Origin of the sequence: Bacillus sp. SD075 (assembly GCF_017355165.1) — a bacterium.
In the GTDB taxonomy this organism is placed as follows: domain Bacteria; phylum Bacillota; class Bacilli; order Bacillales; family DSM-1321; genus Peribacillus.
The window spans coordinates 1-20,489 of sequence record NZ_JADILK010000040.1; the positions used below are offsets into that span (position 1 = coordinate 1).

Sequence of the window (20,489 nt, forward strand, 5' to 3'; positions counted from 1 at the left end):
AGAGATGGGCGTTGATATGTCCGTATTTAAGTCGGCTAAACACCTTGCCTCTTGGGCTGGTGTAAGTCCCGGAAATTACGAAAGTGCTGGTAAAAAAAAACGAGTAAAACCACACAAGGTAACAAAGCTTTGAAAACGATGGCCGTAGAGTGTGTATTAGCGACTTCAAGGCAAAATAATCGAATTGCTTCACATCGAAAAAGGATTACCAAACAACAGGGAAAAATGAAGGGACGAATCGCTTCTGCCCATTTACTAGTAACGATTGCTTACAACATCTTAAAAACAGGAGAACCTTATCATGAACTAGGCTCAAATTACCTTGAAGAAAAACAAAACAACAAAGAATTAAAAATGATCGAATACCTAAAAAAGAAAGGCTATACAATTGCTCCATCTGAACAACAAACTGCGTAACCAGTTAAAATAACGCAATAGTACATTTACCCCCATCAAAAAAATAATGAGAATATGGAGGGTTTATTTTAGCATGGCTTTTTTACTAATGTATTTTCATACAAAAAAGCTACCCTAAGGCAGCTCCGATTTTCAGCTAACGCACTCGTAAGTTCAATAGCAAATGAATGACAACTCGTTATTTTTCCCAAAGCTCGACCAGTCGACCTTCAGGATCTTCAATCCAAATAAACTTTCCAAATTCACTAATCTCTTTTTTCTTTGCAAGAGGTACACCAATATGTTCAAGATGCTTAATGGTCTCGTTTAAATTATGCACTTCGAAATTTAACATCACTTGTTGTTCTGTTGGAAAATAACTGTCATTCTCGGTAAAGAAAGAAAAGATAGTCTCATTTCCTAATTGGGATTTTATCACAGTCCCATTCCAATTTTCTATTTCAATCTTCAACACTTCACTATACCATTTTTTTATACCTTCAAGATTCTTAGTTCTCCAGAATATTCCTCCGAAACCTTTTATCATCGTATCTAACTCCTGTCTGTCATCAAATTTTTAGCTATCCGATTACATTAGATATTCGCGATTTAAATTTAGATTCCTTTTTCAACTATACTGCCTCAATAAACTAAACACAATCTCACGATTGCTCTAGAATTCTTAGGATTTCATATTTATTCCTTTTTTGAATTCCTTTTACCTTATTAAAGAATTAAGTTAGGAGTTATCTTTTTTATTAAGTTCTGTTTGCATTTTATGTTGTGTTTTAATTCATTTGTTAATCAGAAAAACTTTACCTTATTTCGATTTTTCAATGATTCATCGATTTGTTTTTCAATTTGGGCTTTCCTGTAATCGGCAAGGGCTCTTTTTAGTACCATTGCAGCTAACACTTCAGATTCCAGTAGCGTTTCAGGATAATCGTGATTTCCTCGTTAAAATGATTTCTCCCCGATCATGATCTTTTCCTCGCTTTATCCTTCTTTTAGGACTTAATTCAACCTCTATCAGGTTGTTCCAACTTTGACTTTTACCTCATCCCTTTTCTTTTCGCTTGGCTGGAATGGGGGGGAAACTGTTACATCGGGAAGGTTTAAATCACTAACGATTTGAAGGTTCATGCCCATTTGAATGAGAGCTAAAAAGAAAAGAGGCAGGATAATACTTAAGTCGACTCCAACACCAATTTCGCGCGCGAAAGGGTGGTTATCCGGTATTTCCACTGTGGTGAGAAGTTTGAGTAATAATTAAAAATCGTCACTCGGTCACTTAACCAAGTAACGATTTTATAAAATTTACTTATTCCACATTATCTATTAAAAATGTAGCGATTTCTGGGAAGAAAGAAAGTAAAACAATGAAGAGTATCATAATTATGGCGTATGGTATAACCCCCTTTACTATTTCACTGATGGTATTTGTTCGATCAATTCCTTTTAAAACGAACAAATTTAATCCAACAGGTGGTGATATTAAAGCTAATTCCATATTGATAACCATGATAATTGCAAACCAAATCGGATCAAATCCTAGAGAAACAATGATTGGATACAAAATGGGTAATGTAATAACCAAAATCGAAATTGTTTCTAAGAACATTCCTAAAATCAAAAGAACAATATTAATTAGAATAAAGATAATCCAAGGAGAAATGTCTTGTTCTATAGCGTAATTAGTTATCGTTTGGGGGATTTGCAATACAGTCATTATATAGCCAAGTAACATCGCACCCACTATAATGAATAAAATCATAGCATTCGTTTTGACAGTGGAAAAAATAATTTTCTTAATGTTTCCCATGTTCAAATTACGATATACAAATGCCGAAATAGCAAAACTCACAACAACCCCTACTGCTGCAGCTTCAGTTGGAGTGAATATACCACTATATATCCCGCCAATAACGATGACTGGTAAAATGAGACCCCAGATAGCTGTTTTCGAAGCTTCCATTCTTTCCTTCCATGTTGCAGGTACATCTCTAATATGTCTTGTTTGATATGAAGCAAATATCATAAAGGCAAGTGTCAAAATAAGTCCTGGAACGATACCCGCTATAAACAATTTCCCAATGGACTCACCCGTCACAGATCCATAAATAATCATAGGCACACTTGGAGGTATTAATATTCCTAAAGTCCCTCCCGCAGCGAGTAGTCCCAAGACGTGTCTTTTATTGTAACCGCGACGTACCATTTCTGGTAGTGCAACCGAACCAACTGTTATTGCAGTTGCAACACTTGAACCTGATATTGCGGCAAAAATGGTACAACAAAAGAGTGTCGCAATCGCGAGTCCACCAGGGAAGTGTCTGAACCACCTACTTGCCATTTCATACAGGTCACGGCCTACACCACTAATAAGTAAGATTTGACTCATTAATACATACATCGGTAATGCTGTTAATGAGAAATCGTCAAGAGATTTATAAGAGATAATGGGAATTTGCATGAAAGCAAATGTTCCACCGTTAAAAAAGTACATGCCCACTATAGCTAATAATGCGAGTGAAAATGCTACTGGTAGTCCAAGTAATAAAAGAGTTCCCATTCCACCAACGAAGAATGCATTCAAATGTGCTCTCCTCCTTTATGGACTCCACCGTCTACAATTTGCAAAAAAAAGGCCAAGCACATTAACACACCACCCACCGGAAGTAATAATTCCGGTAGGTACATCGGGACTCGCAATAAGGTTGCAGAAGTCACATCCAGTTCCATGGTTTTCATCGAGTGATGAAAACCATAAAAAGTAAAAATGATGCTAAATACTAACCCTAAAGCATTCGACAAGTAAGCAAGAATCGTTTTGATACGATCATTCACATTATTTACAAGTAAATCCACGGTAATGTGTGAGTATGTTCGCACCGCATAGGCACTTCCTAAAAAACAGCTTCCGATGATTGCATAAATGGATAGCTCTGTCGCCCAAATTGTCGGTTGATTAAAAAGCGCTCGTGAAACGACTTCAAAGAAAATCATAAAAGTTGTTAGAATGATGAAGAACCCTGCTAAATAGGCTCCCATAATAATGAGTTGATCGGATATTCTGTAAAGCACCTTCATATTGGATCTCCCCCTTTACTCCTTATCAACCATTTCTAACAGTTCATTTCCTAAATCTCCTGCATTTTTAGAGAATGCATCCCATGCAGGTTTTGCAGCCTCTTTCCACTCTGGTAGGTCTTCCTCAGGGACTACGTAAACTTCCATACCTTTTTCTTTTAACTGCTTTGCTGTTAACTCATCCTCTGCTTTGGCTTGTAAACGAATCCAATCCTCTGTTTCTTTAGCAGTTTTAGATAATAGCGTCTGTGTTTTTTCTGGTAAACCATTCCAGTAATCCTGGTTAACCGCTAAGATGAATTCCAAGTATGCATAGTTATTAATTGTCAAATACTTCGTTACTTCGTCGTATTTTCGTTGTAACATCGCGGTTGTTCCAGAAGTAGCACCATCTACAGTATTACGTTGAAGCGCCATGTATACTTCTCCACCACCCATGAATACTGGTGAAGCACCATACGCTTTAATCATTTCTGAAGGGATATCACCAATACTACGTATCTTTAATCCTTCAAAGTCAGAAGGCGATTTCAAAGGGCGCTTGTTATTTGCAAATTGTGCATAACCGTAGTCTGCAAACAATAATACTTTTGCACCTTTCTCCTCCATTGAAGTACGTAATTTATTCCCAAATTCACCGTTTAAAGCTTCTCCAGCTTCTTCATAAGTTTTGAACACATAAGGAACATCGAAAATTCCCATAGCAGGTACTGTACTTGCCCATAATGTTGAGGAATTCACACCCATCTCAACTCCACCAGACAATATGGATTGGTTCATGTCTTTATCACTTAGTAATTGGCCTGCAGGATACACTTGAACTTTTACTGCTCCATCGGACTTTTCGGTAACATCTTTTGCGAATTGCTCTATACCTTTTGCAATGTGATGATCTTGAGGTAAATTATATGCTAAACGAATCGTTGCCTCTTCATAGCCCTCCCCACTCACACTAGCACCACTCGTTTGAGTTTTTGATGTGTTACACGCTGCCAATGTGAGTGTTGATACCATTATGAAAGTAATAGCTTTTATCCACTTTTTCATACTTATTATCCCCCTTTATTTTTTTCTTTCTAAGTGTCTGATGCGTCCTAATGGATTTTTGGAAGAAATTCTCGCAGCATAGTCTGCAGCTTCGAGCAGTTTTTCAAAATCCAATCCTGTATCAATGTTCATTCTGTGGAATAAATACACTAAATCCTCAGTTGCTAAATTGCCTGCTGCTCCGGGTGCAAACGGACAGCCACCTATCCCAGATACAGCTGTTTCAAAAATGCGAACCCCCGCCTGATAAGCTGAATAAGCATTTGCTGATCCCAATCCCCTCGTATCATGTAAATGAATGGCTACAGGTGTTTCACCAGCTATTTCTAAAACTCTTTTCATTAATCTTTCGACTTGATCTGGTGTAGCAATACCTATCGTGTCAGCAATACCAATACGATCAGCTCCAGCATCTTTCGCACGTTTTACGAGATTCAATACCTGCTCTTCTGATACTTCCACTTCATATGGACAGCCAAAACTTACTGCGATTGAAAAGCACGTTTTAATGCCATCTTTTCCAGCTTGAATAACGAGGGATTCAAACTGATTAAAGTTTTCATCGATTGCTTGACCAATGTTTTTTTGATTGAAGGTCTCTGTAGCTGAACTTACCCAATTCACTTCAGTTAGTAAATGTTCTTTAGCTCTTTCATACCCTTTTAAATTAGGTATTAAAGCAATTGCCTCAAGATTACCAAAAGGTGTAAGCGCTCTCAAAACGTTAGAGGCATCAGCCATTTGTGGTACTTTTTGGGGGTGAACAAATGAAGTCACTTCAACTGCTCGCACCCCTGCTTGGAGCAGAAGCCTTACTAGTCTTTCTTTTTCATTGGTTGGAATAAGCCTTGGGTCATTTTGCAAACCATCTCTTGGACTAACGTCGATAATTTTCACATCTACCATTTATATGACTCCCCGTTCTTTCAGTTTTTTGAAGTCTTCAATGGAGAAATTCATATATTCTGTATAAATTTCTTCGTTGTGCTCACCTAGACTTGGGCCACTCCATTTTATTTCTCCTGGTGTTTCAGATAATTTGGGTACAATTCCAGGTACCAAAACCTTCTTTCCATCCGGTAATTCTATTTCTTGCAGCATGTCTCTTGCTTTGTATTGCTCATCTTCAACAATTTCTTTAATTCCATAGATAGGTCCGACTGGAACAGATACTTCATCTAATATTCGCTGGGCCTCTTTTAATGGATATTGTTTCGTCCATTGTTCAATTATGTGATCGATGAACTTCACATTGTCCGCTCTACCTTGGTTTGTAGAATAAGTAGTCTCATTCGCTAAATCTTCTCTGCCTATTGCTGTCATTAATCGTTGAAAAATTTTATCTCCATTCCCCCCTATTACCAGATGTTTCCCATCCATGCACTCGTACGTATTCGAAGGTGCTATCCCTGGTAACGTACTACCTGTTCTCTCCCTGACTACCCCTGTCAAGTCGTATTCAGGAAGAATCCCCTCTAGTAAACTAAATACAGATTCATAGAGTGCTACGTCAACAAGTTGTCCCTTACTGTCAGGGTTTTGATCTCTTGCACGTAGTGCCAGCAGTGTTCCAATTACTGCATATAACCCTGCAGTTAAATCACCAATCGCAATACCTACTCTCACAGGCGCTAAATCAGGATACCCGGTTATATATCGAAGGCCACCAAATGCCTCAGCAACACTTCCAAATCCAGGTTTCTCACGATAAGGACCCGTTTGTCCATATCCAGAAACCCTCGTCATGATAATGGATGGATTTATTTCACGTAATTCTTCTAAGCCTAACCCCCATCTCTCTAATGTTCCAGGTTTAAAATTTTCAAGAACTACATCCACTTTTTCAACCAATTGTTTAATAATCTTCTGGCCTTGTTCATCTCGCATATTTACAGTAATGGATTTTTTATTCCGTGATTGGACGTACCACCATACCGATGTATCATTATGCATGACCCGCCAGTTTCTAAGAGGGTCACCTTTCGTTGGCTCTTCCACCTTAATCACTTCAGCCCCAAACTCGGCAAATAACTTTCCAGCAAATGGAGCGGCAACTAAATTACCTAATTCAAGAATTTTGACTCCTTCAAGTGGCTTTTTTTTTGACATTTCACAACCTCCTACGATTGATTACTAAATCTCATGAACAAAATGTAATCGCTTTCAATATGTGCTTTCATTAAGCGCTTAGCTTCATCCCCGTCTCGATCTACAATTGCTTGAAAAATCTTTTGGTGTTCATACATTGCTTTTTCTACATGAAGCGGCTTTTCTTCCAAAAACGATTTTCTGTAAAAACTATTCACCCCATGAAGCTGTGCAATCATGGAAACTAGAAATGGATTAACACTCGCAGCTACGATTGCTTCATGGAAGTTCACGTTTGCATCGTGGACTTTCTTCAAATTATTCGTTTCCGTAATTTTCCCCATTTGTAATAGGAAAGCTCGTATGGTTTCAAGCTGTTCCTGAGAGCGGCGTTGTGCAGCATAATAGGAGGCGAGTGGCTCCATTTCAATTCGACATTCATATAAATGTTTGAAATCCTCGATAGTTGGCTGAACAACTGTTACTCCTCCAGAAATATTAACAAGTAATAATCCATCTTTTTCAAGCATTCTAATAGCTTCACGAATTGGACTGCGACTAACCCCTAACTCTTCTGAAATTTTTTCCTCTATTAATCTTTCACCAGGTTTAACCGCCCCCATGAAAATTTGTTCTCTCAAAAAGTTATATACCTGTGTTTTTAAAGTAGCTCCTTTTTTTACAACCTGTACGATTCGAATCACCCACTTTATTTTTCGTCGACTGTCTACATTCCATCTCGTTATTAGAATATTATAAAAAATCCCAATAGTCAATATTTATGGAATTTCATACATTTTTTACCTAACGCTGAAAGAGTCATTCATGATACTCTATTCCCTATTGTTGCCACTGATATGATTCGAGATATTAGAAAGGGACTCCCGATAATGTCCCTGATAAGATGATTGCATTTTAGGATAGATTTTTTCTTTGTAAGCCAGTTATTTTTTATCAAGTTCTTAATAGGGGCGGACAGTTTAGTTCACGGAATCAAGTCCCACGCACCCGTACGTCCTACCCTGGCTACTGATATAATGGATGTAATTAAAAAAGGTCAACCAGTATTTTTTACTGGTCGACCTTATAATACGATTGCAACCGTTGAAGTAAAGATTTCTTGAAGGATGCAACAGCTGCAGGATTAAAGCGCTGATTAAGTCTCTTTTTGTCATTAGTACACCCGTTGAAGCCTCTAAACGACTACATAGTTGCGTAAGTGATGTACGAGCAACTTCTTGGCTGAGCCAAACGCGCAAAGAGCGATGAGTACATCTGCTTGATACTTACTAGATCGCTGTACAAAACCAAATTGTTTGGCGATTTCTTGTAGGACTATTGGAGATAAAAAGCGTTGTAATTTTTGTGCAGAAAGTGTTAGTTCACTAGCGATGATAGGATTCATAAAAAACACCATCCTTTCTCGTAAACTACTTACGATAAGCATAGCGCTTTTTCATTTTTGAAGGTATCGTTTTAACTTTGCTTGAACATGTGACGCTACACCTATCAAGTTTATCTTAGGTGATGTTTGACCATTTTTTTATATAAAGTAGTTCGGTGGATGCCGAGAATTTTAGCTGCCTTCGATTTGTTTCCGTCTACTTTCTGTAAGATGTTTACAATAAGTTCACGTTCACGTTCTTCGTTCGCCACTTTTTCATTAACCAGCAAATTAGAGGTTGTTGAACTATTTCCTTGGTAAGGAGAACCTAATTGCTGATCTAATTCTAGCTCAGTAGTTATAGGGGGATTAATAGTATGAGTTGAGATCTGTCCTGTATTTTCAATAGGATATTTACTATATTTATTATTAGTCCTCATAAGATCGTCTGTAAGATGTGGTGGCAGATCTTCTAGTTGAATTCGTGCTTGATCTGAAAGAACAACTAAGCTTTCTAAAAGGTTTGCCATTTCCCGAACATTTCCAGGCCAATCATATTGGATGAACCTTTCCAAGACTTCTCGACTTAATTTAACGGGGGGGATTTGGTATTTGTTGTAACAATCTTCCAATAATTTCGCCACTAAAATGGGTATATCTGTTTTTCTATTTTTAAGGGGAGGGATGTGCAGACGAATGATATTTAGACGATAGAATAAATCTTTTCGAAAGGTTCCCTTTTCAACCAACTGCTCTAATGGCTGGTTCGTTGCGGCAATAATACGTACGTTCACATGAATTTCATTAATGCCCCCAATCCTTTCAAATTTTTGTTCCTGCAAGATGCGGAGCAGTTTAGCTTGTAGGTGAAGGGACATGTCTCCAATTTCATCCAAAAAAAGCGTTCCGTTATGAGCCAATTCAAATTTCCCTGGTTTTCCTCCCTTGCTGGCTCCTGTAAACGCCCCATGGTTATACCCAAAAAGCTCAGATTCAAGCAACTCATCAGGAATAGCCGCACAGTTAATGGATATTAATGGACCATTTTTTACTGGACTTAAATTATGAATGGCTTTGGTAAACAACTCTTTTCCGACACCACTTTCACCGATAATTAAAATCGTAGCCATTGTCTTTGCTGCTCGACGGGCTATTTTTTTCACTTCACCTATAGAGCTACTTTCACCGATGATTTTATCAAATGTAATCGTTTCTTCATCTTTCTTGGGATATTCAAGTGTAACCTGTTTATGACTCGATTTATCCATAAGGGTCTGCATCCTATCAAAGACTTTAGAGAGTTCTGAAACTCCTTCGAAAACAAGCATTCCTATCGCACCAATCACTTTATCATTTCTCCATATCGGAATTACGCTAGCAATCATTTCTTGTCCCTGCAAAATAACCGCATTATTGCGTTCAGGAATTCCCGTTTCAAGAACAACCGGCAACCGGGTATTGTCAATTACTTCAGTACAATGCTTACCTATAACTTCTTCCTTCCGCTTTTGTACGAAACGGCTGTAGGAATTATTAAAAAGTTGGATTACGCCGTTTTGATCTACTACAGTTATACCTTCATAGGCTGTATCAAAACAAAGATCGTACATTTTTACTATTTGATCTAATGATTGTACTTTTTCGTTCAATACAAAGAATTGGTTTAGCAACCTTCTGGTTGAAGGGAAACGACCAATAAGACGTCCATTTCTATCTAATACTGGAATACGCGTGCCAAACTGAAAGGAAAGTTCGTTTATAGGATCGTCAGCATAGCAAGCAGGGAACTTCTTAATCATGATATTTTGAATTTCTTGCTCTAAAGGTATGCCATTCAAAAATGCTCTCATTATTATTGAGAAGGTGACAATCCCCTTTACTATAAAATCTTCGTTAACCACTGCTATGTTATCAATTTCGTATTTCGACATGATATTACCAGCTTTATGAATAGAGTCGTGAATTTGTAATGAATAAGACTCTTCTTCCATCCAATCCTCAACGATTCCGTCCTTAAAAATATTATAGGAGACGCTTTTATTATTTAAACCATTCATCAAGAATCACCTATCTTATATATAATTTTAAATTGAATGTTAATTTTGAATTATATAAATATTCAAAATAATACTAAAGGAAATTGTTGTCATCTGTCAACGGAATTGTCCTTATTTATCTACATAATTATCAATCGAGTGTTGCTTTTCGGAAACAGATATTGATGAAAAAGATGGGCACTTACAGAAGATTTGGCTTAATAACGAGTTGGCACAACTCTTGCATTAGTTTATAGCTGAAAGCCATTTTTTATCAGGGGGTGCTGTATGAATTTCATCGGTGAATTACGTACGCCTAATATTGTATATTATGGAAATCAAAGTCTTTCTAAACTAGGCAAAGTGGCAAGTGATTTAGGTTCCAAAGCATTGTTAATCAGTGACAAGCCTATGAAGGATTTAGGTTATGTGGCTAGGGTTATTAGATATCTTCAAGGTGAGGGTGTTCACTCGATTACATATTTGGGAGTGGATTCAGAAACAAAAGATACTCATGTTGAAGAGGCTTTAACTCTTTTTAAAGAGAAGGAATGTGATTTAATTGTTGGTCTAGGCGGAGGAAGTTGCATTGATGCTGCTAAGGCGGTAGCTCTATTGGCTAGAAACGAAAGCGCTTTAATTGAATATATGGGTGTGGAAAATGAGATTATAAATGATCCCGTTTCAGTAATAGCTATTCCAACAACAGCTGGAACAGGATCTGAGGTGACTGATGCCTTAATTGTGACTGATACAATTAAAGATATAAAAATGATGATTAAACACCCTAAAATAATGCCACAGGTAGCCATTGTTGACCCAAGTCTAACGCTTTCATCACCAAAAATGTTATCAGTTGCCACAGGGATTGATGCATTATGTCACGCTTTAGAAGCTTATATCTCACGTAAGTCTCACCCCTTAACTAATACACTCGCTTTATCATCTATCAAATTAATTATAGATAACATTCAACGTGTTTATGAAGATGGAAATGATTTAGAAGCGAGAACACAGATGGCTTTAGCTTCAATGCAAGCAGGTATTGCTTTTTCTAATTCGTCCGTATGCCTTGTTCATGGGATGTCTCGGCCAATTGGTGCCTTGTATAAAGTACCACATGGGATTTCGAATGCAATGCTTCTATCAGCTGTGTTGGAATTTAGTGAAAGCAGCTGCGTTGAAAAACTATCTCAAGTAGGTCGGACAATTATGAAGGGCATGGAGCAGCAAAGTGATGTGGTCGTGGCAAAAGAAACCGTATTATTCATTAAAAAACTATGTGTTGATTTAAATATTCCTAATCTAAAAGCATGGGGAATCAATGAAGAAGATTTTGAACAATCTTTAGAGAAAATGGCAACTGACGCATTAGCAAGCGGAAGTCCAGGAAATCACCCCCGAGTGCCTAGCAAAGAGGAAATTATTGATCTATATCGGGTCTCCTTTACTAATGACTATTCAACTATTCAACTATGAAACTACTCAAAAAACAATATTGAATTTGGAAAGGGGGGATTGGTTAATATGGCAATTAGTTTTTTAGGTTTAATAATAGGTCTTGGACTACTTATGTATATGACCATTAAAGGGATAAACATCATTATTGCAGCTGTGTTGTGTTCTATAGTTGTAAGTATTACAGGCAAGCTTAATCTAATGGAAGCGTTAACAACAGACTACATGGGGGGCTTCACTGGTTTCTTCGCTTCCTGGTTTTTAACATTTTTACTAGGGGCAATTTTTGGGAAAGTCATGGAAGATACAAAATCTGCAAATTCAATAGCAGATTGGGTTCAGCGCAGATTCGGAGCTAAGCGTGCAGTATTTGCTGTTGTAACCGCGTGTGCGCTTATGACGTATGGTGGTGTAAGCGTATTCATCGTTGCCTTTTCTGTTTATCCTATTGCAGTTTCTTTGTTTAAAAGTGCAAATTTACCTCATCGTTTTATACCTGGTGCACTTGTCTTTGGATCCATTTCTTTCACTATGACATCGCCAGGGTCACCAGAAATACAAAATTTAATTCCTACTGAACATTTTGGTACGACTCCAACTGCTGGAGGTTGGGTGGGTGTGGTTATTGCTCTATTAATTATGGTTGGAGGTGGACTTCTCTTAGGAAGGATGGTTCAAAAAGCTGTAGATAGAGGAGAAATTTTTTCTATGGACCACATTGCTGAAAGTGCATCGAATGAGGTTGCTGCAACTCGGCTGGAAACAGAGGATGACCCGAATCGAGGAGTATCTGAAAAGGGCTTGCCTAATATAATTATTTCGATCATTCCTTTGATCTCTGTAGTAGCAGTCTTAAATATTGTTGCCAAGTATATCCCGACGGATCAAGCGGTTTTGGTTGCTTTATTTGCAGGAATTGTTGTGGGATGGGCACTTATGTATAAAAATGCTATTGGCACTCATTGGAAAGCTCTTACTATAGGGGCAGAAAATTCACTTAATGCCATTGCTAATACATGTGCTGTGGTAGGATTTGGTGCAGTTGCAGCAAAAGTACCGGCATTTACTGCTATTGTGGATACGCTTACTAATATGCCTGGGCTAGAATATGCGGGTCTTGCTATGGCTGTTACGACTATAGCCGCTATTACGGGATCAGCCTCCGGCGGTTTAGGAATTGCCTTACCTATACTTGCACCTATTTATCAAGCACAAGGTTTAGATCCAGGAGCTATGCATCGTATTTCATCCATTGCTTCCGGTGGACTAGATTCTTTACCACATAACGGATACGTTGTTACTACTATCAGAGCGGTATGTAAAGAGACACATCAACGAGCATATAAGCCAGTATTTGTTCTCAGTGTGGTCGTACCTACTGCAGCTTTAGCTTTAGCAGTTATCTTATATATGTTTTTTTACTAGATGATACCTGAAGGAGAGATAGAGTGATGAGTTTAAAACATAGGATAGGATTTATCGGATTAGGAAATATGGGTTTACCTATGGCAGAGAATTTGATTAGTCACGAATATATAGTATACGGTTTTGACATTAATCCAACAGCCCTTGTCAAATTTCAAGAAAATGGTGGACATGTATGTCAAAGTATTAAAGAAGTACTCCAACATGCAGAGGTGATTTTTATTAGTTTGCCTTCACCAGCTATTGTTGAAAAGACATTTTTCGAAGAAGGTATTATTAAGTATGGTGCTGATAATTTAATGATTATTGATACAAGTACAGTAACGCCAGAATTAAACCGTAAAGTTTTTACTGCTTGCCAGAAAAATAACTTAAGATACTTAGGTTCTCCAGTAAGTGGCGGTGTTATTGGTGCCGTTAATGCAACCCTAACATTTATGGTTGGCGGACCTAAAGTATACTTTGATGAAGTACAGCCACTGCTAAATATTCTAGGAAAAAATCTGTTTCATGTTGGAGAAAATCCAGATAGTGGCACTGTGATTAAGTTAATCAATAATTTGATGATCGGCTTCTATACCCAAGCAGTTGGGGAGGCGCTAACTCTTGGTGAAAATATGGGCTTAGATCACGAGCGGATGTTTGAAATCCTAAATGTAAGTTATGGCCAAAGCAGAATATATGAAAGAAATTATAAGGAGTATATCGCCGAAAATAACTTTGAACCCGGCTTTACAACAAATCTTTTGTTAAAAGATTTAAAAATAGCTAAGCAAATGGCTGAGGATTGTGAAATTAAACTGCCAATTGGAGACCACTTGGTAGATTGGTACACGCAGGCAGCGAATGAAGGTTATGGAGAGAATGATATGTCTGCTGTTTACTTAATGACTAAGAAGCTAGCTGAAAAAGCAATACCAAAAAAATATTAATAAATTTGGAGGAAAAATAATATGACTATGATTAAAAGTGAATTTAATACGAAAACATTAACTCATTTTATTGGTGGAGAAATGCAACCTGGCAGAAGTGGACGCTTTGGAAAGGTGTATAATCCTTCAACGGGTGAAGTAACGGCTTTTTGTCCATATGCTTCTGTAGAGGAAGTAAATGAAACAATTGAAGTGGCACATTCGGCTTTTACAGCTTGGAAAAATACGTCTGTAGCAAAAAGAGTGGAAGTTGTTCATCGCTTTAGAAGCCTTCTAATAGAAGAAACAGAACGACTGGCAAATATAATAGGTCTTGAAAGCGGCAAAACAATTTCTGATGCAAAAGGTGAAATTAGTAGAGGAATTGAATCGGTTGATTTGGCGATAAATGCTCCACATATGTTAAAAGGTGAATACTCCGTCAATGTTGGTGGAAATATCAACTCCTTTTCAATGAAACAGCCTCTAGGTGTAGTTGCAGCGATTTCTCCATTCAATTTTCCAGTAATGGTACCGCTCGCTATGACTTCTATGGCAGTTGTTTGTGGAAATGCAGTAATTTTAAAACCATCTGAACGTGTTCCGAACTCAGCTTTATTTATCTCGGAACTATGGAAAAAAGCGGGTCTACCAGATGGGATTTGGAGTATCATTAACGGTGACAAAGAGGCAGTTGATGCATTACTTAAAAATTCAAAAGTATGTGCTATATCTTTTGTAGGTTCTACTAGGGTAGCTGAATATATTTATCACGAAGGAAGCCGTAATAATAAGAGAGTAGCTTCTTTTGGTGGAGGAAAGAATCATATGATTATTATGCCGGATGCTGATTTAGATCAAGTTGTTACTGCCTTCCTAGGTGCAGCATTTGGTTCTGCATCCCAACGATGTATGGCGATTTCAGCAGCTGTTCCGGTTGGTAAAGCAACAGCTGATGCATTTGTAGCAAAATTAAAAACTCGTGTACAAGAATTAAAAGTAGGGGCATATAATGACAAGAATGCAGATTTCGGAGCGGTAATTACACAAGAATCAAAGGATACTGTTATCAAGTACATTAATGAAAGTCTTGAAGAAGGCGCACAATTATATGTGGATGGCCGGAATCCTAAAATATGTGAAACGGAAAAAGGTTTTTATTTAGGACCAACGATTTTAGATCATGTTACTCCTGATATGAAAATTTATCGTGATGAGGTGTTCGGACCAGCACGTATTGTGGTACGCGTGAATAGCTTAACCGAAGCAATTGAATTAATTAATAATCACGAATATGGTAATGGTGTTACGATTTTCACAGAAAATGGACCTGCTGCAAGAAAGTTCTCAGAACAAATTGAAGTGGGAATGGTCGGTGTGAACGTACCGATTCCGATACCAGTCGGGTACTACAACTTTGGAGGGTGGAAGCGTTCGAAATTCGGGGAAGGCCACATGTTTGGTCCAGACACCGTTCGCTTTTTCACAAAAACCAAAACGGTTTCAGAAAGATGGCCTGAATCCAAAGACAACGAAAATAAAGCTGAATTTTCTTTTCCAAGTAATCAATAACTAAATAATTTCATTACGTTGAGATAAGTCAAATTTTCATTGGGAAATGTAATTAACAAATGAAGTATATTGAACGCAAAACGCTTGGATGATTTTATGATTCCGAGCGTTTTTTTGCTAATGAATTTATTAATTTATCTACAAAATTAAGGATCTCAAAGGACAAAGAAAATACGACATCTATCAAATAATTGCTACTGTGCTAAGTTGTTCTCCTTATCGGGGTAGTAACAGCTTCGCTGTTATTACCCTGAGTATAGCCAACTAATAGACTGACTATCTTATTAAAGTAACCTGTCCCGTTAGTGTTATTTCAGAATATACATAATATCCCACCTTTCGAAAAATGTTATATGAGTGTTTTGGTCATTATAAAGTCCATTTGTTCTTCATCACCCATATAAAAAGAGTGGGCTCCAGTTTGAACAAACCCCAGTTTCTTATAAAAGGCAATAGCATTTTCATTTTTTTCCCATACACCTAACCAGATTGTCTTTTTATTACGATCCATCGCAATTTCCATCGCTTTATTAAGCAGATATTTACCAAGTCCATGTTTTTGAAATTTTTTCTTTATATAAATCCTCTCGATTTCAAGTGATTCAGCACCCATTTCTTCAGACTGAGCATCATTCGTATTGACCTTTAAATATCCAGCGACTTCATTATGAAAATAAACAAAAAAGAATTGCGAAGAAATATTGGATAATTCTTTTTCTACTTGTTTTAAGTTAAATGCCTTTTCCAAATAGGCATTCATATTTTCAGGTGAATTCTGACTCTTAAATGTCTCATTAAATGTTTCATAACCAATTTCTTGAAGTTTTCGTAAATCTACATGGGTACACTTTTTTATATTTATAGTCATAAATGTCGCTCCTATATAATCAATAATTTCCCTTGTTTCCCTTTTTTAAAAATTCCCAGTCTTTTTCTTCCTCTTTGAAGAAGATTGAAAATGGTTTCTACTTCCTCTTTCGGAAAACCCCTTTAATGCAAGGATATTGGAATAATCATTTTTTCTTATAGAATCTAATGCCCTTGCAATCATGCCCATTTCACGAATCATTTCATTCATAATTAACTCCTTAGCACATATATTTGTTGCAAATGCAATAAAATTACCCTATATTAAATTTAACCTAAATTTGTTGCATTTACAATAAAAAACCAATGATAAAGAGGTCGAGTAAAGTGAAATATGTTTTTTATGTATTAGGAATTTTAATATTAACCCTTGGTATTTCGTTCACTATACAATCAAACCTTGGAACTTCACCTTTTGATGCACTTTTGGTAGGACTGTCTATAAATGTGGGGCTTACTGTGGGAAGTTGGGAAATAATAATAGCTTTACTATTGATATGTTGTAATTCATTTTTAAAAAGACAAAGACCAGAATTTTTAGGGTTGTTAACAGCATTTATAACGGGTATTGGTATTGATATGTGGCTATTTGTATTGCACAATTTGATAACACCTGAACTGTGGTACAGCAAAGTTTTTTGCTTTGGTATCGGCTTAATGGTTATAGGATTAGGAACTTCAACATATTTACACACAAATTTCGCACCGATTCCAGTAGACCGATTAACATTAATCATACAAGAATTAACTGGAACAAATATTTTTTTTTCGCGAACATTCATTTACCTCGTATTCTTGATAACGGCAATGATCTCAAATGGACCAATTGGCGTTGGAACTTTATTGACCGTTTGTTTAGGGGGGCTAATACTTAATTACTTCATGCCCATTACTGCAAAGGTATTAGACCGCATATTAACACACTCTAGTACATCACCAAATTATGATAAAGATAAAAAGCATTCAATATAGAATGCTTTTTATCTTTATGGTGCAACTAATGCTGCCCCACTAGTTCCCCCCCTTCAAATCCACTCTTTTCCATATTCACGAATGAATGTAATATCTTTTAGATAATGTTCAAGATGCCCTTCATCTATCATCTTTTGAAAAGCAATGTCACCTTCACTGGCTTTTCTTGTAATTGTTTTACATAACCCTTCTAATCGCAGCAATACCATTTCCAAATAATCTTCTTCTATTCCCTCACCGTAAGAATCAAAAAACAATCTAACTCTTTGTTTTATACGGTTAGCGTGCTGTAATGAATTATAATATACTTTCTCACTTGTTTCAGAAAGATAAAATCTACTTAAAGGGACGCAAGTATAAAGAGTATAAGCTATGTCCCAAAGTCTTGGACCAGGTCCAGCAACATCAAAATCAATAATACCTACTGGTCTTTGATGATTAAAAATAATGTTGTATCTAGCAAAATCATTATGGCATAATACCTCCACTTTGTGTGGTGTATTATCTATCGGTTTCCAGTCATCTGATAATGAAAAATCGCTCACAGCATCATGATAAAGACGGAGCATCTTCGCTATTTCGTTTAAAACATCATTTGACCACATATATTCCTTTAAAGGATCATTACCAGCTTCACCTTCAATAAATGATAATATCTCCCTTCCTTTTTCATCAATACCTAAAAACTTTGGTGCATAACTGAAACCTTTGTTCTCCAAATGATTTAATAGTTTATGAACCTTGGGACTATCTGGCTTTAATTCACGTCGTACAGTATCTCCCAAACGATAAATTTTAGAAACATTCCCTCCTGTTAGCATTTCTTCGTTTTCATGGTTTGACATCTATACATCCCTCCCTAATATGACTTCCTATATCCCATAAAATAATTCCTATTTGTTCAACTCCCCTGCCACATTAGTTTCATAAAGAAATAAGCTGCCTAAAAACAGCTCTTATCTTCAGCTAATGCCCCCATTAGTTTAAGGGCATTTACCCTTTTTCAACTCAGTAACCATTTACGATGCATCCATTAGAAATATAAGATTGCCTAATGAAAGACGGATACGATAAAGGCAGGAAATGTAGTAAATTTGTACAAGCATGTTTTTTTTCATTTCATATATATAGTAGGAAAAGGAGTGATATATATGAAATTTTGTCAAAATATATTATGCCGTCATAATCCATTCTGCGGTCATAATCTATTAACCTCTGATAAGTCATTCTGCAGCGAGAAGAAGTTCTGCTGTGATAAAGGAAAGGACAAGGGGCATAAACGAAAAACATTACCGGCAATCGGACAAGCATGTCAGACTCGACGAGAAATAAGCGAGTTTTTAAGAACTTCTATCCTAGGTTCACTCATTAGATTTACTACAACCGCTGAACCATATACACCTATATTTGTAGAGTTCCGAAGTTTTGATGCTAATACCGGACAAGTGATAGTTAATGACAGTGTAATGGGTAATTATTCTATTAACATCTCATCCATTTGTTCCATTACAACGGTTTGTCCGGTTACAACGCAACGAATATTTAATGCCTGAAAAGACTATATAGAGGATTGAAAAAAAAGCAAAAAACTTCCTAATTGGGCGATGGGGATCAGGAAGTTCTAAAGTTCTGCAAATCCTAGCATCCTTTCATACCCTCCACCATTCCAATTAGGATAAATGAGGCTGGGACATAAGTATTTTAGTCAACGATAAACCCGATCTATAAGCGGAATTTCCGGCGAATAGATCGGGTCTTTATTTGTTTCTTTTCCATTCCATAGATTTTGTTGCTTTTTGCATCCTATTTTTAAACATCTAGTGTAATGGAGCGGTAGACCATCGACTACTAAGGGAAATAGAGGAAAGGCTGAGACCCGCAGGCTTGCCGAGGAGGCCCCGCTTCCTCCCCGCGGGTGTCTGTAGCGCAATGGAACGAACTTGTTCTTACAGCTTGAATGGATGAATAAAAACAACATATACGAAAGCAGCATGATATTTAATAGGTAGAATAACGTAGAATGATTCGTCTTTGAGGATGGTTTATTTAGTTATCTCCCAGCCTTTTTGCCCTGTTGTTACTATCATAAATCCACGGCCCCTTCTATTTCGAGTGGGATCTCTACTGATAAATGGGAACAGTTAATGCTGTACCGTATTCCAAATATGTTGCCTGAAACTCATTCACCTTACATGGAAAAACCATAGCTGGTGAACAGTTCCTAATAATGAAGTAAAGCACTCTTTAGTTCAACATGAGTGTAGTGTATGTAGTAAATTTGGCTCTTATTATATGTACTCGATGTCGAAATGAGAGGATATCAATTCCATGCTTTGTAAATCCCATTCAAAGGTAAGTATAGCTGATTGTCTTGAATTATGTGTTAGGAGGGGGACACCATTTTTTATAATCATGCTCTCTGCCTCCCAAAAACGGACCGTTTCGTCTTCGCCAGTACGATTACAGACAATTACGGGCAGTCCTGTTTCTAAAGATCTTTGTTCCCATTCTCCCTCTGGACCATGTAATCCGGGACCCCAGGAAGACGGTGCTATTAATATTTCTGCCCCTTTTTCAAGCAAGCCGTGAGCAATATTTTGGGTATATGCGTCTGCACAAATCATAATGCCAACTTCAACATTGTCTGTTTTTATTGTTTCTATTACATCCCCTGAAGCTGACCAATCATCAATGACACTGATTTTTCTCTGTTTACCTAATATATGACCTTTTTTATCTATGACAAACACAGAATTATACAACTCTCCGTCACAGCCTTTTTCAGGGCAACCCAAAAACAGAGTGCTTTTCAAATTCTTTAGTTTACGGCCCAAATTACTCATCCAAGCATCAGGCTGCCTGTTAATCCATCCAGTCCCAATCTTATGATTGAATTGAAGTCCGCTGACACATAGTTCGGGTGTTATAATCCATTCGGCGTTATTATTTGAAGCAATATGAACGGCTTGTTCAATAAGTTTTTGGTTATATTCCACATCACCTGCAATAGGCAATAGGTGTAGTAAAGATATTTTTATTTTTCCCATAATGCTCTCCCCAACATCCACTTATATTATTGGTTATGCTTGTAATGATTGTAGCATAGACATCGATTTCTTGTTCAACTATCCTGCCCCGTTGGTTCATTAGGAAATTCAACAACACCACTAACGAACCTTGAAAAAAATAGCCCCTGCTCAATATGAATAAGGGCTGGATTATGCAGCAAACAATTTAGTGAAA

The 20,489-nt window shown here is 37.1% G+C and carries 20 protein-coding genes and 1 pseudogene; 7 read left to right on the top strand and 14 right to left on the bottom strand.

Going from position 1 to position 20,489, the window contains the following annotated elements:
• Positions 1-16: 16 nt before the first annotated feature.
• Positions 17-133, top strand: a complete 117-nt coding sequence (locus IOC57_RS20025; RefSeq protein ID WP_161804895.1) for a transposase — start codon at positions 17-19, stop codon at positions 131-133.
• Positions 130-417 (top strand): hypothetical protein, encoded by a 288-nt coding sequence (locus IOC57_RS20030; RefSeq protein ID WP_207440346.1) that lies wholly within the window; start codon positions 130-132, stop codon positions 415-417. Before IOC57_RS20025 ends, IOC57_RS20030 begins: the two co-directional genes overlap by 4 nt.
• Positions 418-595: 178 nt before the next feature.
• Here the strand turns inward: IOC57_RS20030 and IOC57_RS20035 are convergent, their stop codons facing one another.
• The 10 genes and pseudogenes from IOC57_RS20035 to IOC57_RS20080 all read right to left on the bottom strand — a co-directional run bounded on the left by IOC57_RS20035 (position 596) and on the right by IOC57_RS20080 (position 10,062).
• The gene (locus tag IOC57_RS20035) at positions 596-943 is read right to left on the bottom strand and encodes a VOC family protein (protein WP_207440347.1); all 348 of its coding nucleotides are present in this window, start codon (positions 941-943) and stop codon (positions 596-598) included.
• Between the two features lie 257 nt (positions 944-1,200).
• Positions 1,201-1,299 carry an IDEAL domain-containing protein gene (locus IOC57_RS20040; RefSeq protein ID WP_207440348.1) on the bottom strand — a complete coding sequence of 33 codons (99 nt, stop codon included), beginning with the start codon at positions 1,297-1,299 and terminating at the stop codon, positions 1,201-1,203.
• Between the two features lie 418 nt (positions 1,300-1,717).
• Positions 1,718-2,992, bottom strand: a complete 1,275-nt coding sequence (locus tag IOC57_RS20045) for a TRAP transporter large permease (protein WP_207440349.1) — start codon at positions 2,990-2,992, stop codon at positions 1,718-1,720.
• Complete coding sequence (locus IOC57_RS20050) at positions 2,989-3,486, bottom strand: TRAP transporter small permease (protein WP_207440350.1); 498 nt, start codon at positions 3,484-3,486, stop codon at positions 2,989-2,991. The genes IOC57_RS20045 and IOC57_RS20050 overlap by 4 nt, the downstream gene beginning before the upstream one ends.
• Positions 3,487-3,501: 15 nt before the next feature.
• Complete coding sequence (locus IOC57_RS20055) at positions 3,502-4,533, bottom strand: TRAP transporter substrate-binding protein (protein ID WP_207440351.1); 1,032 nt, start codon at positions 4,531-4,533, stop codon at positions 3,502-3,504.
• Between the two features lie 15 nt (positions 4,534-4,548).
• A complete protein-coding gene (locus tag IOC57_RS20060; RefSeq protein ID WP_207440352.1) occupies positions 4,549-5,439 on the bottom strand; it encodes a hydroxymethylglutaryl-CoA lyase in 891 nt (296 codons plus the stop codon).
• The gene (locus IOC57_RS20065) at positions 5,440-6,642 is read right to left on the bottom strand and encodes a CaiB/BaiF CoA transferase family protein (protein WP_207440353.1); all 1,203 of its coding nucleotides are present in this window, start codon (positions 6,640-6,642) and stop codon (positions 5,440-5,442) included.
• An 11-nt stretch (positions 6,643-6,653) separates the two neighbouring features.
• Positions 6,654-7,262, bottom strand: coding sequence for a GntR family transcriptional regulator (locus tag IOC57_RS20070; RefSeq protein ID WP_286185071.1), 609 nt, complete (start codon positions 7,260-7,262; stop codon positions 6,654-6,656).
• A 464-nt stretch (positions 7,263-7,726) separates the two neighbouring features.
• Positions 7,727-8,026: pseudogene (locus tag IOC57_RS20075) on the bottom strand (IS4 family transposase); the annotation flags it as partial.
• 110 nt (positions 8,027-8,136) lie between these two features.
• Positions 8,137-10,062, bottom strand: coding sequence for a sigma 54-interacting transcriptional regulator (locus IOC57_RS20080; protein ID WP_207440354.1), 1,926 nt, complete (start codon positions 10,060-10,062; stop codon positions 8,137-8,139).
• A 267-nt stretch (positions 10,063-10,329) separates the two neighbouring features.
• On the opposite strand from IOC57_RS20080, the gene IOC57_RS20085 reads away from it, so the two are divergent.
• Genes IOC57_RS20085 through IOC57_RS20100 form a run of 4 tightly spaced genes read left to right on the top strand, consistent with a single transcriptional unit; the run spans position 10,330 to position 15,407 of the window.
• Positions 10,330-11,520, top strand: a complete 1,191-nt coding sequence (locus IOC57_RS20085; protein WP_207440355.1) for an iron-containing alcohol dehydrogenase — start codon at positions 10,330-10,332, stop codon at positions 11,518-11,520.
• 48 nt (positions 11,521-11,568) lie between these two features.
• Complete coding sequence (locus IOC57_RS20090; RefSeq protein WP_207440356.1) at positions 11,569-12,924, top strand: GntP family permease; 1,356 nt, start codon at positions 11,569-11,571, stop codon at positions 12,922-12,924.
• 26 nt (positions 12,925-12,950) lie between these two features.
• Positions 12,951-13,856 (top strand): NAD(P)-dependent oxidoreductase, encoded by a 906-nt coding sequence (locus IOC57_RS20095; protein WP_207440357.1) that lies wholly within the window; start codon positions 12,951-12,953, stop codon positions 13,854-13,856.
• A gap of 27 nt (positions 13,857-13,883) precedes the next feature.
• A complete protein-coding gene (locus IOC57_RS20100; RefSeq protein ID WP_207440379.1) occupies positions 13,884-15,407 on the top strand; it encodes a CoA-acylating methylmalonate-semialdehyde dehydrogenase in 1,524 nt (507 codons plus the stop codon).
• A gap of 349 nt (positions 15,408-15,756) precedes the next feature.
• Here the strand turns inward: IOC57_RS20100 and paiA are convergent, their stop codons facing one another.
• Together paiA and IOC57_RS20110 are read right to left on the bottom strand one after the other, a co-directional pair.
• Positions 15,757-16,275, bottom strand: a complete 519-nt coding sequence (gene paiA, locus IOC57_RS20105) for a spermidine/spermine N(1)-acetyltransferase (RefSeq protein ID WP_207440358.1) — start codon at positions 16,273-16,275, stop codon at positions 15,757-15,759.
• A 45-nt stretch (positions 16,276-16,320) separates the two neighbouring features.
• Entirely contained in the window at positions 16,321-16,485 is a 165-nt protein-coding gene (locus IOC57_RS20110) for a hypothetical protein (RefSeq protein WP_286185072.1), read from the bottom strand.
• A 116-nt stretch (positions 16,486-16,601) separates the two neighbouring features.
• Between IOC57_RS20110 and IOC57_RS20115 the strand changes: the two genes are divergently transcribed.
• The gene (locus tag IOC57_RS20115) at positions 16,602-17,246 is read left to right on the top strand and encodes a YczE/YyaS/YitT family protein (RefSeq protein WP_207440359.1); all 645 of its coding nucleotides are present in this window, start codon (positions 16,602-16,604) and stop codon (positions 17,244-17,246) included.
• A 53-nt stretch (positions 17,247-17,299) separates the two neighbouring features.
• Here the strand turns inward: IOC57_RS20115 and IOC57_RS20120 are convergent, their stop codons facing one another.
• Both IOC57_RS20120 and IOC57_RS20125 read right to left on the bottom strand, forming a co-directional pair.
• A complete protein-coding gene (locus IOC57_RS20120; RefSeq protein ID WP_207440360.1) occupies positions 17,300-18,091 on the bottom strand; it encodes a phosphotransferase in 792 nt (263 codons plus the stop codon).
• 1,443 nt (positions 18,092-19,534) lie between these two features.
• Positions 19,535-20,293 (bottom strand): carbon-nitrogen hydrolase family protein, encoded by a 759-nt coding sequence (locus tag IOC57_RS20125; protein ID WP_207440361.1) that lies wholly within the window; start codon positions 20,291-20,293, stop codon positions 19,535-19,537.
• Positions 20,294-20,489: the final 196 nt, after the last annotated feature.

Coding starts and splice junctions, on each gene's coding strand:
- IOC57_RS20025 (WP_161804895.1), top strand. CDS start 17: ATGTCCGTATTTAAGTCGGCTAAACACCTTGCCTCTTGGGCTGGTGTA.
- IOC57_RS20035 (WP_207440347.1), bottom strand. CDS start 943: ATGATAAAAGGTTTCGGAGGAATATTCTGGAGAACTAAGAATCTTGAA.
- IOC57_RS20040 (WP_207440348.1), bottom strand. CDS start 1,299: ATGGTACTAAAAAGAGCCCTTGCCGATTACAGGAAAGCCCAAATTGAA.
- IOC57_RS20050 (WP_207440350.1), bottom strand. CDS start 3,486: ATGAAGGTGCTTTACAGAATATCCGATCAACTCATTATTATGGGAGCC.
- IOC57_RS20055 (WP_207440351.1), bottom strand. CDS start 4,533: ATGAAAAAGTGGATAAAAGCTATTACTTTCATAATGGTATCAACACTC.
- IOC57_RS20060 (WP_207440352.1), bottom strand. CDS start 5,439: ATGGTAGATGTGAAAATTATCGACGTTAGTCCAAGAGATGGTTTGCAA.
- IOC57_RS20065 (WP_207440353.1), bottom strand. CDS start 6,642: ATGTCAAAAAAAAAGCCACTTGAAGGAGTCAAAATTCTTGAATTAGGT.
- IOC57_RS20080 (WP_207440354.1), bottom strand. CDS start 10,062: ATGAATGGTTTAAATAATAAAAGCGTCTCCTATAATATTTTTAAGGAC.
- IOC57_RS20085 (WP_207440355.1), top strand. CDS start 10,330: ATGAATTTCATCGGTGAATTACGTACGCCTAATATTGTATATTATGGA.
- IOC57_RS20090 (WP_207440356.1), top strand. CDS start 11,569: ATGGCAATTAGTTTTTTAGGTTTAATAATAGGTCTTGGACTACTTATG.
- IOC57_RS20095 (WP_207440357.1), top strand. CDS start 12,951: ATGAGTTTAAAACATAGGATAGGATTTATCGGATTAGGAAATATGGGT.
- IOC57_RS20100 (WP_207440379.1), top strand. CDS start 13,884: ATGATTAAAAGTGAATTTAATACGAAAACATTAACTCATTTTATTGGT.
- paiA (WP_207440358.1), bottom strand. CDS start 16,275: ATGACTATAAATATAAAAAAGTGTACCCATGTAGATTTACGAAAACTT.
- IOC57_RS20110 (WP_286185072.1), bottom strand. CDS start 16,485: ATGAATGAAATGATTCGTGAAATGGGCATGATTGCAAGGGCATTAGAT.
- IOC57_RS20120 (WP_207440360.1), bottom strand. CDS start 18,091: ATGTCAAACCATGAAAACGAAGAAATGCTAACAGGAGGGAATGTTTCT.
- IOC57_RS20125 (WP_207440361.1), bottom strand. CDS start 20,293: ATGGGAAAAATAAAAATATCTTTACTACACCTATTGCCTATTGCAGGT.